This is a genomic window from uncultured Dokdonia sp. (assembly GCF_947492815.1).
GTDB lineage: Bacteria > Bacteroidota > Bacteroidia > Flavobacteriales > Flavobacteriaceae > Dokdonia.
In genome coordinates, this window is sequence record NZ_CANLOB010000005.1 from 170,815 (window position 1) to 191,957 (window position 21,143).

21 protein-coding genes are annotated in these 21,143 nt (G+C 31.1%); 3 read left to right on the plus strand and 18 right to left on the minus strand.

Going from position 1 to position 21,143, the window contains the following annotated elements; translation table 11 throughout:
- Positions 1-121: 121 nt before the first annotated feature.
- The 5 genes from Q1A01_RS07565 to Q1A01_RS07580 all read right to left on the minus strand — a co-directional run bounded on the left by Q1A01_RS07565 (position 122) and on the right by Q1A01_RS07580 (position 3,250).
- A complete protein-coding gene (locus Q1A01_RS07565) occupies positions 122-1,291 on the minus strand; it encodes a hypothetical protein (RefSeq protein WP_299678315.1) in 1,170 nt (389 codons plus the stop codon).
- Between the two features lie 201 nt (positions 1,292-1,492).
- Entirely contained in the window at positions 1,493-1,963 is a 471-nt protein-coding gene (locus Q1A01_RS07570; RefSeq protein ID WP_299678318.1) for a hypothetical protein, read from the minus strand.
- A gap of 72 nt (positions 1,964-2,035) precedes the next feature.
- Positions 2,036-2,437 carry a hypothetical protein gene (locus Q1A01_RS07575; RefSeq protein ID WP_299678321.1) on the minus strand — a complete coding sequence of 134 codons (402 nt, stop codon included), beginning with the start codon at positions 2,435-2,437 and terminating at the stop codon, positions 2,036-2,038.
- A gap of 37 nt (positions 2,438-2,474) precedes the next feature.
- Positions 2,475-2,660: a PLDc N-terminal domain-containing protein gene (locus Q1A01_RS23890; RefSeq protein ID WP_366520089.1), complete on the minus strand. Its 186-nt coding sequence runs from the start codon at positions 2,658-2,660 to the stop codon at positions 2,475-2,477.
- A 134-nt stretch (positions 2,661-2,794) separates the two neighbouring features.
- Positions 2,795-3,250 carry a hypothetical protein gene (locus Q1A01_RS07580; protein WP_299678324.1) on the minus strand — a complete coding sequence of 152 codons (456 nt, stop codon included), beginning with the start codon at positions 3,248-3,250 and terminating at the stop codon, positions 2,795-2,797.
- A 654-nt stretch (positions 3,251-3,904) separates the two neighbouring features.
- Between Q1A01_RS07580 and Q1A01_RS07585 the strand changes: the two genes are divergently transcribed.
- On the plus strand, positions 3,905-5,113 hold the full coding sequence (locus tag Q1A01_RS07585; RefSeq protein WP_299678327.1) for a lanthionine synthetase C family protein: 1,209 nt from the start codon (positions 3,905-3,907) through the stop codon (positions 5,111-5,113).
- Here the strand turns inward: Q1A01_RS07585 and Q1A01_RS07590 are convergent.
- From Q1A01_RS07590 to surE, 7 genes are all read right to left on the minus strand, one after another.
- Positions 5,110-7,299, minus strand: a complete 2,190-nt coding sequence (locus tag Q1A01_RS07590) for a prolyl oligopeptidase family serine peptidase (protein WP_299678330.1) — start codon at positions 7,297-7,299, stop codon at positions 5,110-5,112. The two genes, Q1A01_RS07585 and Q1A01_RS07590, sit on opposite strands and share 4 nt — an antisense overlap.
- A gap of 53 nt (positions 7,300-7,352) precedes the next feature.
- Positions 7,353-7,520: a TIGR04149 family rSAM-modified RiPP gene (locus Q1A01_RS07595; protein ID WP_299678333.1), complete on the minus strand. Its 168-nt coding sequence runs from the start codon at positions 7,518-7,520 to the stop codon at positions 7,353-7,355.
- Between the two features lie 116 nt (positions 7,521-7,636).
- A complete protein-coding gene (locus tag Q1A01_RS07600) occupies positions 7,637-9,355 on the minus strand; it encodes an AraC family transcriptional regulator (RefSeq protein WP_299678336.1) in 1,719 nt (572 codons plus the stop codon).
- Positions 9,356-9,426: 71 nt separating this feature from the next.
- A complete protein-coding gene (locus Q1A01_RS07605) occupies positions 9,427-9,903 on the minus strand; it encodes a C40 family peptidase (RefSeq protein WP_299678339.1) in 477 nt (158 codons plus the stop codon).
- Positions 9,904-10,175: 272 nt separating this feature from the next.
- The gene (lpxB, locus tag Q1A01_RS07610) at positions 10,176-11,291 is read right to left on the minus strand and encodes a lipid-A-disaccharide synthase (RefSeq protein ID WP_299678342.1); all 1,116 of its coding nucleotides are present in this window, start codon (positions 11,289-11,291) and stop codon (positions 10,176-10,178) included.
- 158 nt (positions 11,292-11,449) lie between these two features.
- Positions 11,450-11,728 (minus strand): hypothetical protein, encoded by a 279-nt coding sequence (locus Q1A01_RS07615; protein ID WP_299678345.1) that lies wholly within the window; start codon positions 11,726-11,728, stop codon positions 11,450-11,452.
- Positions 11,729-11,864: 136 nt separating this feature from the next.
- The gene (gene surE / locus Q1A01_RS07620; RefSeq protein WP_299678347.1) at positions 11,865-12,638 is read right to left on the minus strand and encodes a 5'/3'-nucleotidase SurE; all 774 of its coding nucleotides are present in this window, start codon (positions 12,636-12,638) and stop codon (positions 11,865-11,867) included.
- A 152-nt stretch (positions 12,639-12,790) separates the two neighbouring features.
- Here surE and Q1A01_RS07625 point away from each other — a divergent pair, with 152 nt between their 5' ends.
- Positions 12,791-14,932, plus strand: a complete 2,142-nt coding sequence (locus Q1A01_RS07625; RefSeq protein ID WP_299678350.1) for a carboxy terminal-processing peptidase — start codon at positions 12,791-12,793, stop codon at positions 14,930-14,932.
- 3 nt (positions 14,933-14,935) lie between these two features.
- Entirely contained in the window at positions 14,936-16,036 is a 1,101-nt protein-coding gene (locus tag Q1A01_RS07630) for an ABC transporter permease (protein ID WP_299678353.1), read from the plus strand.
- A 158-nt stretch (positions 16,037-16,194) separates the two neighbouring features.
- On the opposite strand, the gene Q1A01_RS07635 is transcribed toward Q1A01_RS07630, so the two are convergent.
- The 6 genes from Q1A01_RS07635 to Q1A01_RS23895 all read right to left on the minus strand — a co-directional run bounded on the left by Q1A01_RS07635 (position 16,195) and on the right by Q1A01_RS23895 (position 21,053).
- Positions 16,195-16,368: a hypothetical protein gene (locus Q1A01_RS07635; protein WP_299678356.1), complete on the minus strand. Its 174-nt coding sequence runs from the start codon at positions 16,366-16,368 to the stop codon at positions 16,195-16,197.
- Positions 16,369-16,453: 85 nt separating this feature from the next.
- Positions 16,454-16,636 carry a hypothetical protein gene (locus tag Q1A01_RS07640; RefSeq protein ID WP_299678359.1) on the minus strand — a complete coding sequence of 61 codons (183 nt, stop codon included), beginning with the start codon at positions 16,634-16,636 and terminating at the stop codon, positions 16,454-16,456.
- Positions 16,637-16,961: 325 nt separating this feature from the next.
- Positions 16,962-18,254 carry an HlyD family efflux transporter periplasmic adaptor subunit gene (locus tag Q1A01_RS07645; RefSeq protein ID WP_299678362.1) on the minus strand — a complete coding sequence of 431 codons (1,293 nt, stop codon included), beginning with the start codon at positions 18,252-18,254 and terminating at the stop codon, positions 16,962-16,964.
- Positions 18,254-20,446 (minus strand): peptidase domain-containing ABC transporter, encoded by a 2,193-nt coding sequence (locus Q1A01_RS07650; protein ID WP_299678365.1) that lies wholly within the window; start codon positions 20,444-20,446, stop codon positions 18,254-18,256. The genes Q1A01_RS07645 and Q1A01_RS07650 overlap by 1 nt, the downstream gene beginning before the upstream one ends.
- 155 nt (positions 20,447-20,601) lie before the next feature.
- Positions 20,602-20,844: a hypothetical protein gene (locus tag Q1A01_RS07655; protein ID WP_299678368.1), complete on the minus strand. Its 243-nt coding sequence runs from the start codon at positions 20,842-20,844 to the stop codon at positions 20,602-20,604.
- A gap of 59 nt (positions 20,845-20,903) precedes the next feature.
- Positions 20,904-21,053, minus strand: coding sequence for a hypothetical protein (locus tag Q1A01_RS23895; RefSeq protein ID WP_366520090.1), 150 nt, complete (start codon positions 21,051-21,053; stop codon positions 20,904-20,906).
- Positions 21,054-21,143 lie beyond the last annotated feature (90 nt).

The window sequence follows — 21,143 nt, forward strand, 5'->3', positions numbered from 1 at the left end:
TATAAATAGTACTATTTTGATCATGAAAAATACAATGAAAATGATACTCAGTATTAAAGATAGCTGCCATACAAATAGACTTATGTCTGTTTGAATACTAGTGAACGCAATCATAGTATGTTTAATCATATTCATTAAGTCCATAGAGTACTTCTTTCATTTTACTTCCATTAATTTCTACGGGCTTATAAGCGGTATTAAACTTTTCTATAGCCACCACAATACTTTCTTTTAGTTTTTTATATTCTATAGGAATTTTACTAGCACATTGGGTTTCGTTTTCATAACTATCTAGCATGATTCCGAACTTTTCGTAAAATTTTGCTCCTTGATCTATAAAAGCGTTGTACTGTGTTATAAATTGTAATAATCTATCTATAGGAAACTCTAGATTAATTTGCATTTTATGCGCTTTATAGCGTTTGCTGTCGTCTGCCAGCGCTGTGTTAAGCGCTTCTAAATAAATGTCTAAATGATCTCGTACACTATCCCAATCATCAGTATTTCGACATTCTTTTAGTGGCGTTTTGTATTTAATGGGTTTTGTGAAATCAATAAAAAGTTGCTGTAATTCTCCTATAATATTCTCATTGCTTTTTTGAAGAAATACTGTTTCAAAATAAATAGTATTCAGGTCGTTATGCATACGAAGTGTAAAATCTAATATACACTCTACATCTTTAAGACTTTCTTCTTTTTGAGCTCTGGAAGTACCATCATTATTAAATAAAGAAATAAAAGAATGCGCCACTGATGCATAAATATTATTACCTAGAATTTTAGTAAGATCAAAACCTTTCTTTTTGTCTGTTTTAGAACCTATGGTTTCTTTAATGTTTTTGAATTCAGGATAATTGTTAGGATTTGCTATTTTGTTTATTTCGTTGAATGTGCTCACTGAAGCAAAATGATGATCTAAGGCTAGTGTTTTTTCATAGAGTATTTTAATAATTTGAAGTCCTTTGATATATCTGATTTTACTTAAGTCAGATAGTTCGCTTAACGCTAGGCGTTCTCTTTCTTCTTTGAGCTTATCTTTTTCTAATAACCAATATAGTTTTTGGTCGTTAGTGATACTTTCTTTGATTCCTTGGTTAGCTTTAGATAGTGCTAAGGAAATAAACATATACTTTTTTTGATACTGTGTCTTGGTGTTTTCTAACTCAATATATAGTTGTGTTATATGCTCTTCAATAGAAATTTCATTGGTAATTCCAGTATCATTTATAGCAAAGGAAGTGTGTATTCCACAAAGGGAAAGAATGATGGTGATGTATATAATAAGTTTCATTTGTTTTGTGTTTTTCCTCATTCCTGTTTCTTCCAAAAGAGGAAAAACTACAGAGGATTCGTTATTTTAATCATTCCGAATTATTTCAGAATCTTATTTGTTGTTAATTTGCTTTTTGTTGAGATGCTGAAATAAGTTCAACATGACGTTATTTGTTTTGCCCTCATTCCCGTTTCTCCCAGAGGGAGAAAGGCTATTTTGTCATTCATCTTTTGAGTTTACATTGGTGTCTACTGGTACAATGGTGATGTCTATATAGTTATCAGTAATGACTGTTGGGTAGGTCTTTGCTTCCAGTTCTGCAAGTTGTTTGGATTTTTTATTTGATGTTACTGCTTTAATTTCTACAGACAATGGCAACGCTTCTTCCATGGTGAACTGTAGTAAGTTCTTATTTTTTGATGTGATAGGAACTCCTAAAATTCTATCATGTTCTTCTACTGTCAATTTATCTCTATATACTCTTAGTATTGTAGCTCCCTCTTCGGTTCTTATAAAGGATAAGTTATTGTCATATATAGCTTTATTGTTTGAAAGCGGCGGTGTTTCGATCGTACAAATACCACCTGCTCGTAAACAACCTGTATACTTTCCAAAACTAGCTTTGTACTCTTGAGATAAGGCAATAGTTGATATGCACACTAAGAATAGTGTGGGGAGTATTGGTTTCATAAGGTTATAGGCTTTTTAAATAGATGCTCTTTTAGAGTTCAGTCTATAAGAGCATCATGATTTAAGTTTAAATTATTTAGTTCCAAAAATAGCTTCAAATATGCAAACTAATACGCATGCTTCATCATATCCATCTTTATTTAGGCATTGTGGGCAAGGAATACCAATCTTAGATTCTTGATTTAAAAGGATATTTGAACTTACAGATTTTGGGGCAGTAATTTTAACGACTTTTCCTTCAGTATCTAATAATATAGTTACATGACCATTTACTTTTTTATTATACTCAGAATATTTTTTAAAAGAAGACTCATTACTTTTTGTTAAAACTTGATCAGATTTTAACTGCTGAGGTATTTCTATGGTCACAGTGGTTGTTTGTTGGTCTGTTTTTTCTATAGTTTGAGAGTTGGACTCTTGGGTACTTGGGAAAAGAGTTATAAATAGTACTATTAATTTTATATAATATTTCATTTCGATGAGTTTTGAATCAAAAGAAATATGTCAAAAATCATTTTTTGTTTTTATTCATAATCAAAAATAGAATAGCACCAATTAGAGGCATCATAATAATGATAACTACCCAGATGATCTTATTATTTTGATTAATTTTAGAATTTTTAAACAATGTGTATACTGCATATATCATAAAAGATAATACTGCTAATAAAAGTATACTTGAGATAATATTTGACATATTTTTTAATTTTTAATTGTTGTTTAAATGTTATTTATCTTTTGCAAAGAGTAGTATAAAATAACTAAAGTGAAAGTAATATTTTTATTTAAGACAATTTTGCTTTTTTTAGATTTAAACCGCTCTTCTTTAATTTAAAAGAATAAACTTACCAAAGAACATAAAGGAGAATAAAGAACACAAAGAACTGTGCCTGTTTCAGTTTGAGTTTCAAAAAGACATTCTCGAGCGGTTGGACAGTTCCCTATATCTCTTGTGTTAGAAATTGGATTGCTAGTTAATAAATCCTTAGGATGTTTTTTGTTTTTAGGTACAAGTATCTGTTTTACTCCATTTTGATCAAAGCTAATACTCACGACACCTCCAAATTCTTTAATGAATTTTGTGACAGTTTTGGTTCCTCTAGAATTATTTTTATTAGAACTTCTTTTATTTTTCCAAATATCCGGAACTTCTAGAAAAGTTGAATTATCACCAATTGTTGATGATATAACAATTGGCCCTTCTGTAATTGTGTAATCGTCTTGAGCATTCATACTACCAGTGATTCCTATAATTGCTAGTGCAATAAATATTTTTAATGTTTTCATATTACTAAAATTTTAATTGTTGTTTAAATAGTACCTACTCATTCGCTTTTCGGTAATCGCGGCTTAGTTTTGAGTGAGAGCATTTCACTATGTAAACCAGTACCTGATGTTATAAAACTTTAGTATATTTGTTTTATAAACAGGCATTAGCTTGTTTTTCTGACAAACGATGAGAGCTTCTACCTTGTAGAGGCTTTCTCTATTATAAGCGAATCTGTTTTTTTTTAACATAAATTAACAGAATTTACTTACTTCTCTGTATATTGCTATCCTATCATGTAAAAATTGCTATTACGTTTTAAATTAATTTATTATTTGGATTTAAAACCCAATTTGCTCTATTACGCACCACACGAAATTTTTTAAATGTCACAAATTGGGTTTGTTAGTTTCAACAGTTCAAAAGTGTGAAGTTTTTAGTGTGTTTGCAAGTGGAGTAGGTCTTTATTCTAGGAATTAAGAGTCTTGATTCTTAGAATGTAGATTTAGGAAGTAGATTTAATCTACTATTATCTAAAAATTTGCAATTTAAATTATGTTTTAGTTCATATTGTTGATCTTTACTGATACTTAAAACTTTATTAATGTTTTTATAGAAGGTTTAAGACTAAAAAAAGAAATAAAATTTTAAAGATAGTTTTATAAAATATTTATATGAACTTAAATAATAAGTTAGAAAGTAAACTTGATGAAATAGCTGATTTTTTATTAAATCATGAAGATTATAACCCTGAAATAGGAGCTTTAACTGGATTGTCAGGGAATGCATTGTTCCATTTTTACTTTGGTAATTACAAGAATGATGATAGACATATAGAAAAAGGTGTTGATATTATCATAGAACTATTCAATCGTATAGAAAAAGGGTATAATTTCCCTACATTTTGTGACGGTATTGCAGGGGCTTGCTGGGTTTTAGAGTTATTAAAAGAACAAGGGAAAATAGAATTAGAAGAGGATATTATTACAGAAGAGGTTGATGAATATTTATTAAGTGAGATGAATGACTTTATCACGGATAATAATTTTGATTTCATGCATGGAGCTATAGGAATAGGACTTTATTATTTAAAACGTTATCAGAATGTTACTTTTTCTAAATTAAAGTTCAGGTATGAAAGGTATCTTTTTGTGCTACTTGAAGCAATATCCGCAAAAGCAATAAAGAGTGGAGATACTATTCATTGGGAATCAAATATTATTTCTGGTGATTATAACGCTGAGGGTTGCAATCTTGGATTGGCACACGGAATTCCTAGTATTGTAGTTTTTTTATCTAAGTTAGGGGTATATCCTACCTTTTCCGGTATTACAACTAAACTTATAAAACCTGCTTGTAATTATATTTTAAATAATAAGATTAATAATTCTAAATTATCTTCTTCGTTTCCAAACTGGATAATAAAAAATGAAATTAACAAATCAAATTCTAGACTAGCTTGGTGTTATGGAGATTTAGGTGTGGCAATTTCAATCCTAAAGGCCAGTCAAACGTTAAAGGATGATAATCTGTTAAATGAAAGTATAAAGATTTTAAAAAAAACAACTAAAAGAAAAGATATTAAGGAATCAGGAGTTAAAGATGCAGGTCTATGTCATGGGGCATTTGGAATAATGATTATATATAAACATTTTTTTGATCAAACCAATATACTCTTATTTAAAGAAATGTCAGATTATTGGGCAAACTTATCTATTAACTTAGCTACTCATAATGATGGTTATGCAGGATTTAAAGAATATAATGTCACATTATGGAAGTCTAATCAAAAACTCTTAGGAGGAGTTTCTGGTATTGGATTAGCTATTCTTGATTATTTAGGGGAATCTATAAAATGGAAGGAAGTCCTAATTATAGATTAAAATTTAGGTTGATATTCTTTGTATCCCATTTGCCATAAGGCAAATGAAAAAGTATTTGCATATCTTTTTAATCTTTCATTTTCTCCTGCATCCATACCTGCATGACCTTCATCAAATTTGACTCCGAATAAAACTGGATTTCTAGATGTATTATTCGCTTGTAGTTTAGCTACAAATTTTGCAGGATCCCAAATAACTACGCGACCATCTTTCATCCCTCCAGTAACTAAAGTAGCTGGATAATCTACACCTTTCTTGATGTGATGATAAGAATCCATTTCTAATAGAGCTTCAAATTCTTCTTTAATTTCAAAAGTTCCAAACTCTTTTATACTATTCTTTCCGTTAGGTTGTATTTCTGATCGTAACATATTTAAAGCTGGAGAAGTTAATATCACAGCTTGATATAAGTCAGGCCTGTCTGTCATGGCTCTACCAGCCATAATGCCTCCAGCGCTTGATCCCCATATTGCTGTTTTTTCAGTATTAGTATAACCTTCTTTAATCATATATTCTGTAGTAGCGATCATATCTTTCCAAGTATTTGGTTTGGTTGTTTTATAACCAGCTTTATGCCAGTCATCTCCTTTTTGTCCACCACCCCTAACGTATGAATATACTAAAATACCACCTTCTATAGCCCAAGTAAGAAAATTAGGGTTAAACGAGATACTGCCGGTTCCTCCATATGAACCATAACCGTAGAAAAAAGTAGGAGTATTACCATTTTTAATTAAACCTTTTTTATGAATTATTGTAATTGGAACCATAGCTCCATCATGAGATGGAATTTCAATATTTTTAACTTCAAGATTATCAAAATCTGAATGTTTTTCTATTGGAATAATAGGTTCTATTTTAAAAGTTCTGCTATCAAGATCGTATAAATAATGTATAGCAGGGGAAAGACTCCCCCAAGTACTTATTTTTAAAAAATTTTGATCTATACTTTGAGATTGAATGTTCATTTCTGATACGTCTCTAGGAAGTATGACTTCGATTTCTTTATTATTCTCAATTCTATATAACTTTTCTTCAATTCCATTTTTCTGGGCAGTAAAATAAATCCCATCTTTAGTATTGTGAAATTTAGTAATTACTCTCTCTTTTTTTTCTTTTACTAGTACTTCAGCAGACTCAAAGTTAATATTTGACATTGGTGTTCTACATAACTTATTATTAGAACTATTTTTAGAAGTTAAATATACTAGACGATTTTTTTGATCAATTTTGAATCTTTTAATTTTATCTTCCTTTTTAGCTAGTAATTTCCATCCAACCTTGTTAGATAATAGATCTTCTTCTTTCTTGTAATAGATGTCATAAAATGAAGAAGAACCGCCTACTACGGCAAATAGATAACCATCTTGTTTATCATAATTGTATATAAGGGGAAAATCCTCAGACTGTAATTGGAGTTCTTTATCATGTTTTTTTGAAAAGACATCTATTCTATTGTTTGGGTCGCTACCTAGTTTATATACAATAGATTGCATATCCATCCAGTATTGCGGACTTGTTGGCTCATTATTAGGACTGTATACGTATATATATCCTGTGTTATTTGATAACCAGTGTATGCCAGAGAAATTTGTAACACTTTTTTTTACAACACCAGGTAGTATTTTTTTTGTATTTACATCTAAAACAATAATTTCAGATATTTCTTCACCCTTTTTTGATAGTGCAATAGCTATATTATTACCCTCCCAATCTGGTTTTATATAACTAATTTTATAATCATTTTTTTTAGAATAGTTTCTAGTATCATAAAGAAGTTCTTCTTTTGAATCAATCTGTGATTTATAATATATATAGTGTGGGTCTTCGTTTTTATTTCCTTTGGTATAAAAAAACTTCCCATTACTACTATATGTTACAAAACTAAATGAAGATTTTTCTTCAGTATTATATGATGCTTGTTTGTCAATTAATCTTTGTCTTCCTGGTATTTTGTCTAAAATGTTAAAAGCATATTCGCTTTGGCTCTGTAGCCATTTGACAACAGTAGAATCTTCTAAGTTTTCTAGATTTCTATATGGGTCTTTTATTTCTTTTCCATGATGAATGTCTGTAGTTAAAACAGATTTAGCAGCTGGAGGTAGGTTTGATTGTTTATCACAAGAAATACAAACGAAAAAAAGAACACATATTTTTATACACGAATATATTTTTTTTAAAGACATATTTGATTTTATTAAAAAGGGTGATAGAAATAAATTATTTTTCTTCTTGTGATCTAGTTACCACATGCATGATCTTTAGTAATTTTATTTGGACAATTTTCTGGATCACCTTGTTTTGATTTATCTCCACAATTAACACCTACCGTACCACCACGTATTTTTCTAGTTTCATCCTTACTTAATTCAGAGATAGTAATTTTTTTTAGATTTAATTTTTTCATTTTTTTCATTTTTATAATTCACCCAAAAGTAAAAATTAATAGTATAGATGCTAATTTTTTTTATAAGGTTATACTCTTAATTCTAGAATTAAGAGTAGTTGTGATGATCTAATCTTTTATCTGTCAGGATTTTGTAGTTTTTTTATGAAATATGAAGGATAAATTCCTGTTTTCTTGTGGAAATATTTAGAAAATACTTCCGGGGAGTTAAATCCTGCTTCTGTTGCAATTGCTTTTATAGTGTAGTTTCGTAATGTATGATTTTTTTTTAATTCATTGATTATGTAATTTATTCTCAAATCATTTATATATGGAGAAAAGTTTTTTTGTTTATAATGTTTAATAACTCTTGTTAAATATTTAGAGTTTGTTTGCATTTGTTTAGCTAATATATTAGTGGTTAAGTTAACTTTATTAAAACCATTTTGTTTTTCAAATTCATCTAAGCTAGCTAAAATTTTATCAATTACATGACTTGAAATTCCTATAGGAATTTTTTCTCCTTTCTCCTTTTTGTTTTTTTCTTTGGATATAAACAGTTTTTCCGCTTGATTGGAATTCATTAATTTTTCAAACCTTGATTTATATTTCTTTTTATTTTTGAAATTAAAGATTAGTAATGTAGAGGTTATAATTATAATAATAATTGCTAGTATTAAATAAATATTTGATTCTTTATTTTTAATCTTCAAAGTATTGATTAACCTTTCTTTTTCAAAAACTAAGTTTGGAGTATCATAATCTCTTTCTAGTTTAATGTTTAAATCAACTAGGTTATGATCTAGAATACTATCATATTTTAATAAGCGCGTTATATAGTAGAGTTGTTGCTTAGTATCATTTTTTGATTTATAATAATCTATTATTGCTGTATAAGAAGATCTAATTTCTGGGATTAAATAGTCTGTAGAATTAATTAACGAATCAACTTTTTTAAAATAAGTGATAGATTTTTTAGTATCACCTATTTTATTATATGATTCACCTAGGTAATAATATCCATCTATAATATTATAGTTTTCAAAATGTAAATATTTTTTAGATTCAGAATTTTTTTTAAATGCTTCTTTAATTTTTGTTATTGATTTATTATAATTTTTACAATAATAATCAAGGATACCGTCATTTAAGATAAAATAACTTTTTATGGAGCTTTTTTTAGCTAATGTTAAACCTTCCTTATTATATAAAAGTGCAGAATCTATTTCTTTATTTCTTCTATGAGTAATTACTAATTCTGAAAGTGTTGCTAAATAACTTGTAAAGTTTAATGTATCTAATTTTGTTTTTTCGTAAACTAAACATTTCTTTAGAAGAATTTTTGCTTCATTATATTTTCCTATTCTTCGTTTTAATAAAGCTATGTTATGATATATGATGTATTCATAAACAGAATCATTCTTTTTTTTTGCAAATTCTAATCCTTTTAAATAACTATCAAGAGCTTCATTGAAAAAAGCCTTACTGGCATAAGAAAATCCCTTATTTACATATAGTTTTGTAGGGTAATCAATAATTTTTGATTCCTCACTATATACAATAGCACTATCTATATACGAAATATGTTTTTCTAAGTTATTTCCATATACTTGGGCCATTATTTCATACCCGTACACTATATTACGAGTCTTATTTTTTTTATACTTTCGGAGTATCACTTCAGCGTATAAACTATCTCTTTTTTTATTGATGTTGTAAAGTTCATAAAAATCAATAACTAATTGATGTGTATCTAACTTCTCTAAAGAATCAATTAAAGATAAGTTATGTTCTTGACTATATGATATCTGAAAAAATAAAAATAAAAATAAAATAAAAATATTTTTCAAGGACATTATTAAATATCTTTTAAGGAGCATTTTTTGTAATATACAATAATATGTTAGACCTATTTTACAAGTCAAACCTATATCACCCTTCTCACTTCTACAAAGGCACGTTTCCAGTATTTTTCTTCTAGGGATGAAGTAAGGACACCTTTGGAAGAGGTAGAATGTATAAAATAGATCTGTCCGCTTTTTACAGCAGTCACGAGGCCAACATGATTGATATTTCGGCTGTTTTTATTAGTTCTAAAAAATACCAAATCGCCAGCACGGGCACTGCTTTTTGAAACAGGTTTTCCTTTTTTTGCCATATCACGAGATACCCGTGGTAAGACAATGTTTTCTTTTTGGAAAGCTACATATACCAATCCTGAACAATCCATCCCTTTTGAGGTGGTACCACCAAATTTATACTTGGTCCCCGTAAATGCTTGGGCTTGTAATACAATACGTTCTGTTTTGGTAGGTGTTTTACGACTTTTAGAGGTTACTTTTTTAGAACCTCCACAAGAGGTGAGTACTGCAGCAGTAAAAAGAAAAAGGAATAGTTTTTTCATAAAGTAGGTATGTTATAAGATTCAGGTAAAACAAATATGGGGAAAATATAACAGATGCAAAAAAAGAAAAGAGAGAATAGAACAGAACAGAGAATAGATTATACACCCAAATTAGAGAGATATTCTATTTTTAATCAATAAAAATAGAATAAGGTGATTGAGTGATTTTCGCTTTTCGCGAAAATTGTATCGAAATTACCGAATGTCAAAAAAAGTATAAATTAAACGACTCACGACTCACGACTCACGACTCACGACTCACGACTCACGACTCACGACTTACGACTATTTGCTACAATAAGCTTTGCGGCTTTTGCACTCGCACCACGACCACCTAGTTTTTGTTCTAAGTCATAGTAATCTGCAAAAATCTGACCTCTATGATAATCGTCTAAGATTTGGGTTAACGATGCTTTCAGAGTTTTGGTAGTAAAATCATTTTGGATTAATTCTGTGACTACAGGTTTATCCATAATCAGATTTACCAATGAAATATAATCCAATTTAATAATGCGTTTGGCAATCTCATAAGAGATACGGCTTCCTTTATAGCAAACTACTTGCGGTACCTTAAATAACGCGGCTTCTAAGGTGGCGGTGCCAGAAGTCACCAGTGCGGCATTTGCAAAACTGAGTACATCATACGTTTTATTCATAATCAAGCGTACCTGCGAATTTTTAAGAAATGGCGCATAAAAAGAAACATCTTGGCTAGGCGCGCCCGCAATTACAAATTGATAGTCAGGATAGTCATCTACCACACTTAACATTACGCTTAACATGGCATTAATTTCTTGCTTACGACTTCCTGGGAGTAACGCAATCATAGGGCGGTCATCAAGATCGTGTTCTTTTGTAAACACATCAGGATCGGCTTGCGTACGTCCCGAAATAGCATCTATAAGCGGGTGTCCTACAAAATGCACAGGATACTGGTATTTTGCATAAAATCCTTCTACAAAAGGTAAGATCACATACATATGATCTATGGTAGTTTTAATCGTCTTTACACGACTTGCACGCGAAGCCCACACTTGCGGGCTGATATAATAATGTGTGTTATATCCTTGTGCTTTTGCCCACTTTGCAATGCGTAAATTGAAACCTGAATTGTCTATAAAAATAAGTATATCTGGCTGGAAGGCAGCAATGTCTTTTTTACATGCACTGATAAATCCTAAAATGGTAAAGAGATTTCTTAAAATTTCTACAAATCCCATAAAAGCACGCTCTTTATAATGTGTAACTAAGGTGCCTCCTACATCTTGCATAAGATCACCACCCCAAAAACGTATATCTGCTTCTGGGTCTTCATGATATAAAGCCTTCATGAGATTTGATCCATGTAAATCTCCACTAGCTTCTCCTACAAGTATGTAATATTTCATTTATTTAAAATTTTTATTCCGTTTAAAACGAAATAAATAAAGAATTTATGCTTGAATCAATTGCTACGTTCCTGTCTACCGTCAGGCAGGTTTGCATACTAAATTTAAGTATTGAAATACGTAAACAACTACTTAAATGTATGTACGCTTATTTCAATTTATAAAAATTTGCGCACCATTACTAAAACGGCGATGATAACCGTTATTAAAAGAACGCCACGGGCTTTGTAATCTTGTTTCTTTTTAATAAAAATAAAGAAAGCAACCAGATTCAATATGGCACCTAAAGTGACAATTTTACCAAAATACCCTTCATCCATTGATTTTTGAATTGTTACATCAACGCTATAATCAGAAAATGCCATGATATATAAATATACACCTATCGCATTAGCAATGAGTCCTATAATAGCTCCAGAAATGATGTCTTTTTTCATAAATAATGGCTAGATTAGTATAGATTGTTTATGCAAAAATAACAATCCTTTTTGAGGTGTAGCTGTTTATGTTTCGTACTTCGATAAACTCAGTATAAACTTCACTTTCGTGAAAGCGTATAAAACAATAGTTATATTAAAAATCTAAACTGTTCAATTCTTGAATGGCGTGATGTGCTGTGAGATCAAATTGGGTAGGAACAATGCTTACATATCCTTGAGCAAGTGCCCACTCATCAGTATCTTCTCCTTTATCTTGATTAATAAATTCTCCTGTTAACCAATAGTAATCACGTCCTTGCGGACTTGTGCGTTTATCAAAATCTTCTACCCACATCGCTTTTGCTTGACGGCATACTTTAGTCCCTTTAATTTCCGAAAGTGGTAGTTTAGGGATATTTACATTGAGTACGACACCTTTGGGAAGACCGCTTTTTAATACTTGTTCAGTAATTGATTTTACAAAGGACCTGCAAGCTTCAAAATCTGCATCTGCACTGTAATCTAACAGCGAAAAACCAATCGCAGGAATACCTTCTATACCAGCCTCTACAGCTGCACTCATAGTGCCACTATAAATCACGTTAATAGAAGAATTACTTCCATGATTAATACCACTTACACAAAGATCTGGCGAGCGATCTAGTATCTGTTGATTCGCTAGTTTTACACAATCGGCTGGAGTGCCAGAACAACTATATTCTTTATGCGCTGCTTCTTTGTCATACACAAAAGGATCACAGTAAAGCGTGTTATTAATAGTGATAGCGTGTCCCATAGCACTTTGCGGGCTGTCTGGTGCTACCACAATAACATCTCCTATAGTACACATTACCTCGATGAGTGTGCGTATGCCTTTTGCTGTAATGCCATCGTCATTAGTAATAAGAATAAGTGGTTTTTTTTCCATGTGTATATAAAGTTGGATTCTATGCGCGAAAATACGTAAATTGCTTCTCTTTAGTGCCTGTTGAGGTTTAACAAAAAATTACAACCATTATTTATACTCTGGCACAATTTTTAATGTACATTGGTAGTTAAAAAATGCAAATACGTAATTTTATGAGAAGTAATTTAAAGTTAATAGCTCTTGCTCTGCTATTTTCGGTGGCGAGCTGTAGTTTTACTACAAAAGAAGTTGAAGAAGATCCAGATAAAGACAAATTACTATTAGATTTAATATCTTATGTTATAGAGCGTGGTCATTTTGATGCAAAAGACATGGATGATACGTTTTCGGCATCAGTTTTTGAAGATTATATTGATGCATTAGATCCATATAGACGCTTTTTTCACAAAAAAGATATAGAAGAGTTTGCTGCTTACAAAGACAAAATAGATGATATGGTAAAGGAAAAAGATCTTACGTTCTTTGATCTGACTTACCAGCGTTATTTAGAGCGTTTTAAAGAGGCAAAAGAAGCACAGAATGCAATTCTAGAAAAACCATTTGATTTTTCTAAGCGTGAGACTATTGATACAGAGTATGAAAAACTAGCCTACGCAAAGAATAAAAAAGAAATCAAAGAGCGTTGGAGATTACAATTAAAATTAAATGCATTGAGTACTTTTTATGACATGAAAGATACTCAGGAAACGCAACTAGCAGATGGAAAAGAAGTAGAAGAGGTACTTACAGATGTACAGATAGAAGAGAAAGCTAGAAAAGAAATCACAGAAAGTACTGCTAACTTTTTTGATCTTACAGAAGAGCTTGAGCGTAAAGATTATTTTGCAACATTTTTAAATGCGATTGTAGAAGAGTTTGATCCACATACAAATTACTTTGCTCCTGTAGCTAAAGATCGATTTGACCAACGTATGAGTGGTCAGTTTGAAGGGATTGGAGCTCGTCTTCAAAAAAGAAATGGAGCGGTACACGTAACTGATATTATTTCTGGAGGACCTGCTTGGAGACAAGAAGAATTACAAGCTGGAGATATTATATTAAAAGTAGCTCAAGATGGAGATGACCAAGCTACTAGTATTCAAGGAATGCGTCTTGATGATGCTATCAAACTTATAAAAGGCCCTAAAGACACCAAAGTAACACTTAACGTAAAGCGTAAGATAGATGGGAGTATCAAAGATATTGTAATTACAAGAGATGTTGTTTTACTAGAAGAGACTTATGCAAAATCTGCTGCTGTACGTAAAGATGATCGTAATTATGGAATCATTAATTTACCTAGTTTTTACTTTGATACAGAAAATGCTGGAGGACGTAATGCAGCTTCAGATATAAAACAAGAAATCATTCGCCTTAAGAAACAAGGAATGGAAGGTCTTGTGATAGATTTACGTAATAATGGTGGTGGATCTTTAAAAGCGGTTGTAGATATGGCTGGACTTTTTATAAAAGAAGGACCTGTAGTACAAGTAAAGTCTAGTGATGATACACCAGATATCCTTAATGATGAAGATAAAAGTATTCTATGGGATGGACCACTCGTAATTCTTGTAAATGAAAATTCAGCTTCAGCTAGTGAAATCCTAGCGGCAGCAATGCAAGATTATAAAAGAGCTATTATTATAGGTGGAAAACAAACTTTTGGAAAAGGAACAGTACAACGTTTCTTCCCATTAAATAGATGGTTGCGTTCTAATGATTATGGAGATATAGGATCGCTTAAAGTAACTATTCAGAAGTTTTACCGTGTCAATGGAGGTTCGACACAACTAGAAGGTGTAAAGAGTGATGTCGTTGTTCCAGATGTATATAGCTATATAGATATAGGAGAACGTGATCAAGAGAATCCATTACCTTGGGATAGAATAAGAGCAGCTTCTTATGATGCATGGGATGGATATATTGATTATGAAAAAACAATAGAAAGTAGTGTTGCTCGTATTTCAAAAAGCGAACAACTTAAATTGATAAATGATTATGCAAAATGGCTTAAAGACCGCCGCGAAGACACTGAGTGGGATTTAAGTTATGAAGGGTATAAAAATAGAGTTTTAAAAAGTGAAGAAGAAACAAAGCGTTTTGATGCCATAGATGATTATGCTTCTAATCTTACGTATAAGTCTTTACCTTATGAATTAAAACTTTTTGAAAATGATACCGTGCTAAAAGACAAAAGAGAACGTTGGCACAAAAGTCTTGCAAGTGATGTATATGTAGAAGAGGCAATTAACGTATTACAAGACTTAAAAATTAATAATATTAGAAAGAGTAAAATTGCAGCGATAAAAGATTAATTTATGTCGCAAACCGCAAATTCACTCACAGGTTTAGCGCTCCAAAAGTTTAAGAAAAACTTTTGGGGCGTTTTGAGTTTGTGCTATATCGTACTTTGCGGTATGATCGCATTATTTGCATATCTAATTGCTCCAGATAATAGCCAGAATGCAAACCAAATGCATCTTTCTATACATTCTCGTGGTCCTGGTTTTACAACTACGATGCTTACCATTCCCTCGACTATAGAAGAGGAGTCATTTGCATTTTCGTCATTGTTTTTTGGAAAACGTAATAATGACACAGAAATTCCAATTACCGCTCATACTATTGAGGGAAATACAATTATATACACCCCTTATGCTGGTGATGATATAAAAGGGATTCCTAAGCGTTTGGAAATGGAAGAAGGGGTAGATGTATACGCTTTCGCGAAAGCGCATATAGCATCACAAAAATTTATGCTAGGAACAGATAAATATGGAAGGGATTTATTGAGTAGAATGTTCGTGGGAGCTCGTATTTCGTTTTCTATAGGATTTGTCGCTGTTTTTATTTCGCTGCTTATAGGGTTATTTATGGGTTCGTTAGCTGGATATTTTGGAGGAAAAGTAGATGCTGTTATTATGTGGGTTATTAATGTGACTTGGTCTATTCCTACATTATTACTTGTCATTGCTATTACGCTGGCTTTAGGAAAAGGGTTTTGGCAGGTGTTTATAGCTGTTGGTCTCACCATGTGGGTAGAAGTAGCGCGTGTGGTAAGAGGTCAGATTATGGGAGTGAAACAAATGCAATATGTCACTGCAGCTAAAGCCTTAGGTTATACACATGGACGTATTATTATAAGACATATACTACCTAATATTATGGCACCTCTTATCGTGATTTCTGCTGCCAATTTTGCAGGAGCGATTCTTATAGAAAGCGGTCTTAGTTTTTTAGGAATAGGAGCACAGCCACCAATGCCAAGTTGGGGCGCGATGATTAAAGATCATTACAGCTATATTATATTAGGAAAACCATATCTAGCGGTTATTCCTGGGCTTGCTATTATGTTACTCGTCATGGCTTTTATGATGGTTGGTAATGCGCTCAGAGATGCTTTGGATGTGAAGAGTTAACAACTAATCAAAAACTATTGTATAGAATAGCTTTTGATTAGTTATTTGAGATTAATTTCAAAAAATACTTCTTACATTCTAATTGGTATTACTAATGGATAATATCAAAAATAACACTACATCATAGCCAGTAAAAAGAAACGTCTACTAATTGATAATTAGCAATTTTGTTGGCATTCTTGAAAACAATCTCCTAATTCAACTCTAGTACTAGAAATGGCCGCACAGTTATAATAACATGCTACTACACATGAATTACCGCCAGAGATGGCTAATTGTTCAGTTTTATTTAATGATTTGGCTTTGCTTAATTTTAAAATGTTTTTTAACATGAGATATTGTTTTTAAGATTAGTGATAGCGCTAGTAAATAATTATGTCTAGCTTCTCATTAATATTTTAATAGATTGAATGAGCATTAATCAACGCACATTCCATCCATACAACATCCTCTTCCATCTGGAGTATTTGGGTTTCCATAGCATGGACATCCTTCACTCTCTAGTGTACAAAGGAAGATATTACATCCTAAAGTTCCTCCATTAATCGATTTTTGTTGACTTGCATTTAGTGCTTCTCCTAGTTTTACTAATTTTTTCATGGTTAAAAATAATTTTGAATTTTAATGATAACCTTGATCCATTAAAGACACTCAAGGTATGTGTCTATCCTTGCAAGAATATTTTCGGGTATTTTTTTAATAATTTGACAGTCAGATTGTTATTGGGGTCGGGATTTTTACTTAAAAATAATCAAAAATGAATTTAAATTACTGATAATCTGAATTTTAACATTAAAATGAGTTGAATTTTAACGTATTGATGATAAAATCATTAAAAAATGCATGTAAGTAAAACGACTTATGACTAAAAAAACAAAGCCATCAATAGTACATTGATGGCTTTGTTTTTTGATTTTTTATAGAATTAATTTTCGAAAATCCCTTTTACTTGATAAAAGAATCGTTCTATGAGCCGTAGGTCTTCTGTTATGATTTTTCCATTAGCTAACATTTCTTGTCTGAAGAGAATTTCTTTATTATAAGAAGTTATTAATGTTGTAGGAAGAGATACATCTAGCAGATAAAAACCCTCTTCATCTGTTACTGCAGATATTTTTGAGATGGTGCCTTCTAAGATGCCATATTCATTATCTGGGTAGTCTTGTAGTTTTAATTGGACATGTTGCCCAGTTTTTATCTTTCCGGCATTTTGAGCTAGTGCTTTTAATTTTGCGATGTATGCACCTTCTTCTTTTGGAATAATGGTAAATACCCTATCTCCTTGTGAAACGTTTTGATTTTCATTCCAAATATTAAGTGTAGAAACAATACCGTTAATATCTGAACGCATCACATAACGCATTTCCCAGTTTTTAATAGCAAGTTTAAGCTGATTGAAAGAATGAAGTACATTTTTAAGTAAAGTAATATCTTCTTTTGTACTATTTATTTTGGTGCTTCTAGCTGACTTTTGCGCATTACTAATAGCTTCTAAAGTTTGAGAAATAGAAGCGTCATTATTAACAAAAGTGTTTTTTGATTGTAATAATGAGCTTTCAGAAACTTCATATTCATGAGTAGAAATAACTCCTTTTTCATATAATGATTTGTTTCTTGAATGCTCTTTGATTCGTAAATCTAATTCTGATTGACTTATTTTTTTTTGCGAACGTAATGTCTGAAGCCTGAATTTTAATTCTGAAATAGATGTTGAATTTGCAATGGCTTCACTTGTAAAAGGTCTTAATTGTTTATTGAGAAGATATTGCTGATAACTATTTTCAAATTGAGCGTATTGTGTATCAATATCTCCTAAAAATAGAATAGGTATCTTGTCTATAGGAAATTCAAAACTTTTTTTAGAAAATTGAACAGTATCAATAATAGATTTTAAATAGAATACATCTTTAAAATCAGCACTATTCTCTATAATTGCTAATGGCGTATTGGCACTTACTTGTTGATTGTCTACAACTAATAATGTGTCTAGTTTTCCTTTTGTGTTTGCATATATTTTCTGAGGGGGTTGTATCGTAGTAATAATAGCTTCAGATGATATTACATCTGGATATTTAATAAAGAAAGATAGTGCTAAAAATAATATGATTAAGACCAAAAAAAGTACGTTACCATAGCGTATCATCCAATGAGGAACATACGATAATATATCTTGTACCTGCTCGCTTCTTAATTCTATTTCTTCTAATTTTTTTGACATTAGTTCCCTAGTTCTAACTGGTTTTTAACCAAATTGTAATAATTTCCTTTGATGCTTACAAGTGTTTTATGGTCACCTATTTCAACAATTCTCCCTTTATCTAAGACCACAATTTGATGTGCATTCTTTACAGTACTTAACCTATGTGCAACTACAACCACTGTCCTATCTTTAAAGAAAGTGTCTAATTGTTCCATGATTACTTTTTCATTATTTGCATCTAGCGCACTAGTCGCTTCATCAAAAAATAAATACTTAGGGTTCTTATAAACAGCCCTAGCAATTAATAATCGTTGTTTTTGACCTGTACTTAAACCTATACCTTCTGTTCCTATTTTTGTGTTGTAAGACAGTGGGAGCGATTCTATATATTCTCTAATATTAGCAACATCTATTGCATGTGATAGCTTTTGTTTATCTATAGATTCTTCTCCAATAGCAATATTATTTGCAATAGAATCATTAAAGATGAAACCTTCTTGCATAACAACCCCGTAATGATTACGCCATGCTTTTTGGGATAGATTTTCAAAAACGATGTTGTCTAATTGAATTTCGCCTTCATTAGGATCATAAAACTTTAATAATAATTTTAATAATGTTGTTTTTCCACTGCCACTAGCACCAACAATTGCTGTTGTTTTATTTGGAGGAATAATTAGATTGATGTTTTTTAAGACGCTTACATCAGACCCTGTATATCTAAATGATACATTCTTAATATTGATGCCAGCATTTGCTGGAATATCAGAAACTTTATTTTCTGGCTCTATCTCTTCATCATCCATTTGATGAATTTCTCCTAATCTATCTAAAGAAATTTTGGCGTCCTGTAACTCTCTTACAAAGTTAATGAGTTGTTGCACTGGAGCATTTAATTGACCAACGATATATGAAATAGATAACATAACACCTAGCGTAATATCTCCTTCTATGACCAGTTTTGCTGAGAGAATAGAAATGAAAATGTTTTTGAGTTCGTTTATAAATGAAGACCCTACACTCTGTGCTTGCTCTAAACTTAAACTCTTTACTGATACTTTAAACAATCTTGCTTGTACAAATTCCCAAGCCCATCGTTTCTGTTTTTCTGCGTTGTGTAGTTTTATATCCTGCATCCCATTGATAAGCTCTATAACTTTACTTTGCTCTTGACTAGATGCAGAAAACCTTTTGTAGTCTAAAGCAGCTCTTTTCTTTAAGAATATTTTAATCCAAAAGAAATATAGAATACTTCCAGTAAGGAATACTGAAAAAATTTGAGTGTTATAATATGTAAGTACAACACTAAATACAACAAAGTTTACCAAAGAAAATAAAACACTTAATGATGATGTCGTTAATATTTTTTCTATTCGACTATGATCACCTATGCGTTGCATAATATCTCCAGTCATTTTAGTGTCAAAATATGCAATAGGCAGCTTCATCAATTTTATGAAAAAATCTGATATTAAAGAGATATTTATTCTAGTACTAATATGTAATAAAATCCAACTGCGTATAATCTCTATACCTGTTCTTCCTAGGAAAAGTGCGATTTGAGCAAATAGTACGAGGTAAATAAAATTAAGGTCTTTATTATTAATCCCGACATCAACGATACTTTGGGTTAAGAAAGGAACAACAAGTTGTAACAAACTAGCAGCCAGTAATCCAACGGCAAGTTGTATGATAAAAGATTTATATTTTATGATATACTTTGAGAGATACCTAAAATTGAATTCTAAATCCTCTTCATCTTCTAGTTCACTTGTGTAAAAAGAAGGTGTGGTTTCTAAGAATAATGCAATACCTTCTTGAGTAGTGTCTTTAGCATTATTACCAATCCAGAATTTTAAGAATTCTTCTTTGGAGTAGGTTAATAGTCCAAATCCAGGATCGGAAATATAGAACGTATCTTTTTTGATTTTATAGAGTACTACATAGTGATCTTTATTCCAATGTAAAATACATGGTAAAGGAGCTTCTTTTAATTCGTTTAATGTAAGTTTTACTCCTAATGATCTAAATCCAATTGCTTCACTAGCATCACTTAGATTTAACAAATTACTACCTTCTCTTGTAGTTTCGCTTATTTTCCTAAGCTCATTGATAGATAAATTCTTATGATAGTGTTTAGCAATTATTTTTAAACATGTAGGACCACAATCTTTAGTTTCTGTCTGTTTATATGAAGGGAATTTTTTCAAAATATATTTTGATTATATAGAAGTAGTGATTCATCTCAAGAAATCTTGAAACTCATAAAAATGCTTTAGAAATAATTAGAAAACAGAAGAGGCTAGAAGAAAAAGGGTACATAACTGTAGAGAAGAATACATATTCTTCTCTACAGTAAAATATATTATACGCAACAAGCTGGTGCTGGTATAATAGCACCAAAACTCACAGGATATGTTGGAGGCCATGAAGAACCGTCACATTCAACTGGATACGCGTACGTACCATCAGCGATGCTCCCAGATGCGCAATATACATTATAGCATACACAGTATTCTTGTGGGTTTGGATCAGTCTTTCCTCCAGTAATTGATTTTTGTTCTTTTTTGTTTAGGGCTTTCCCTAAGTTTGAAATGTTTTTTAACATGATTTTATTTTTAAAAAATTGCATTTCTACGAACATTTAGAGACACTCGTAGTTTGTGTCTATTCTTTGCGAGAGAATATTTTTATTAGTGTTAGTGGCAACAAGCCGGAACAGGAATAATATCTGTCCACCCAACAACTTGAACAGGACCAGAAAGAGGATATTCTGTTGTTACTTCTCCATTCACTAAGTATGTTAGTTGGGTACACATACAGAATTCTGGTGGGTTTCCGTCTAGTTTACCTCCTGTTATTGATTGCTGTTCTTCTTTATTTAGGGTTTCGCCCAAATTTGAAATG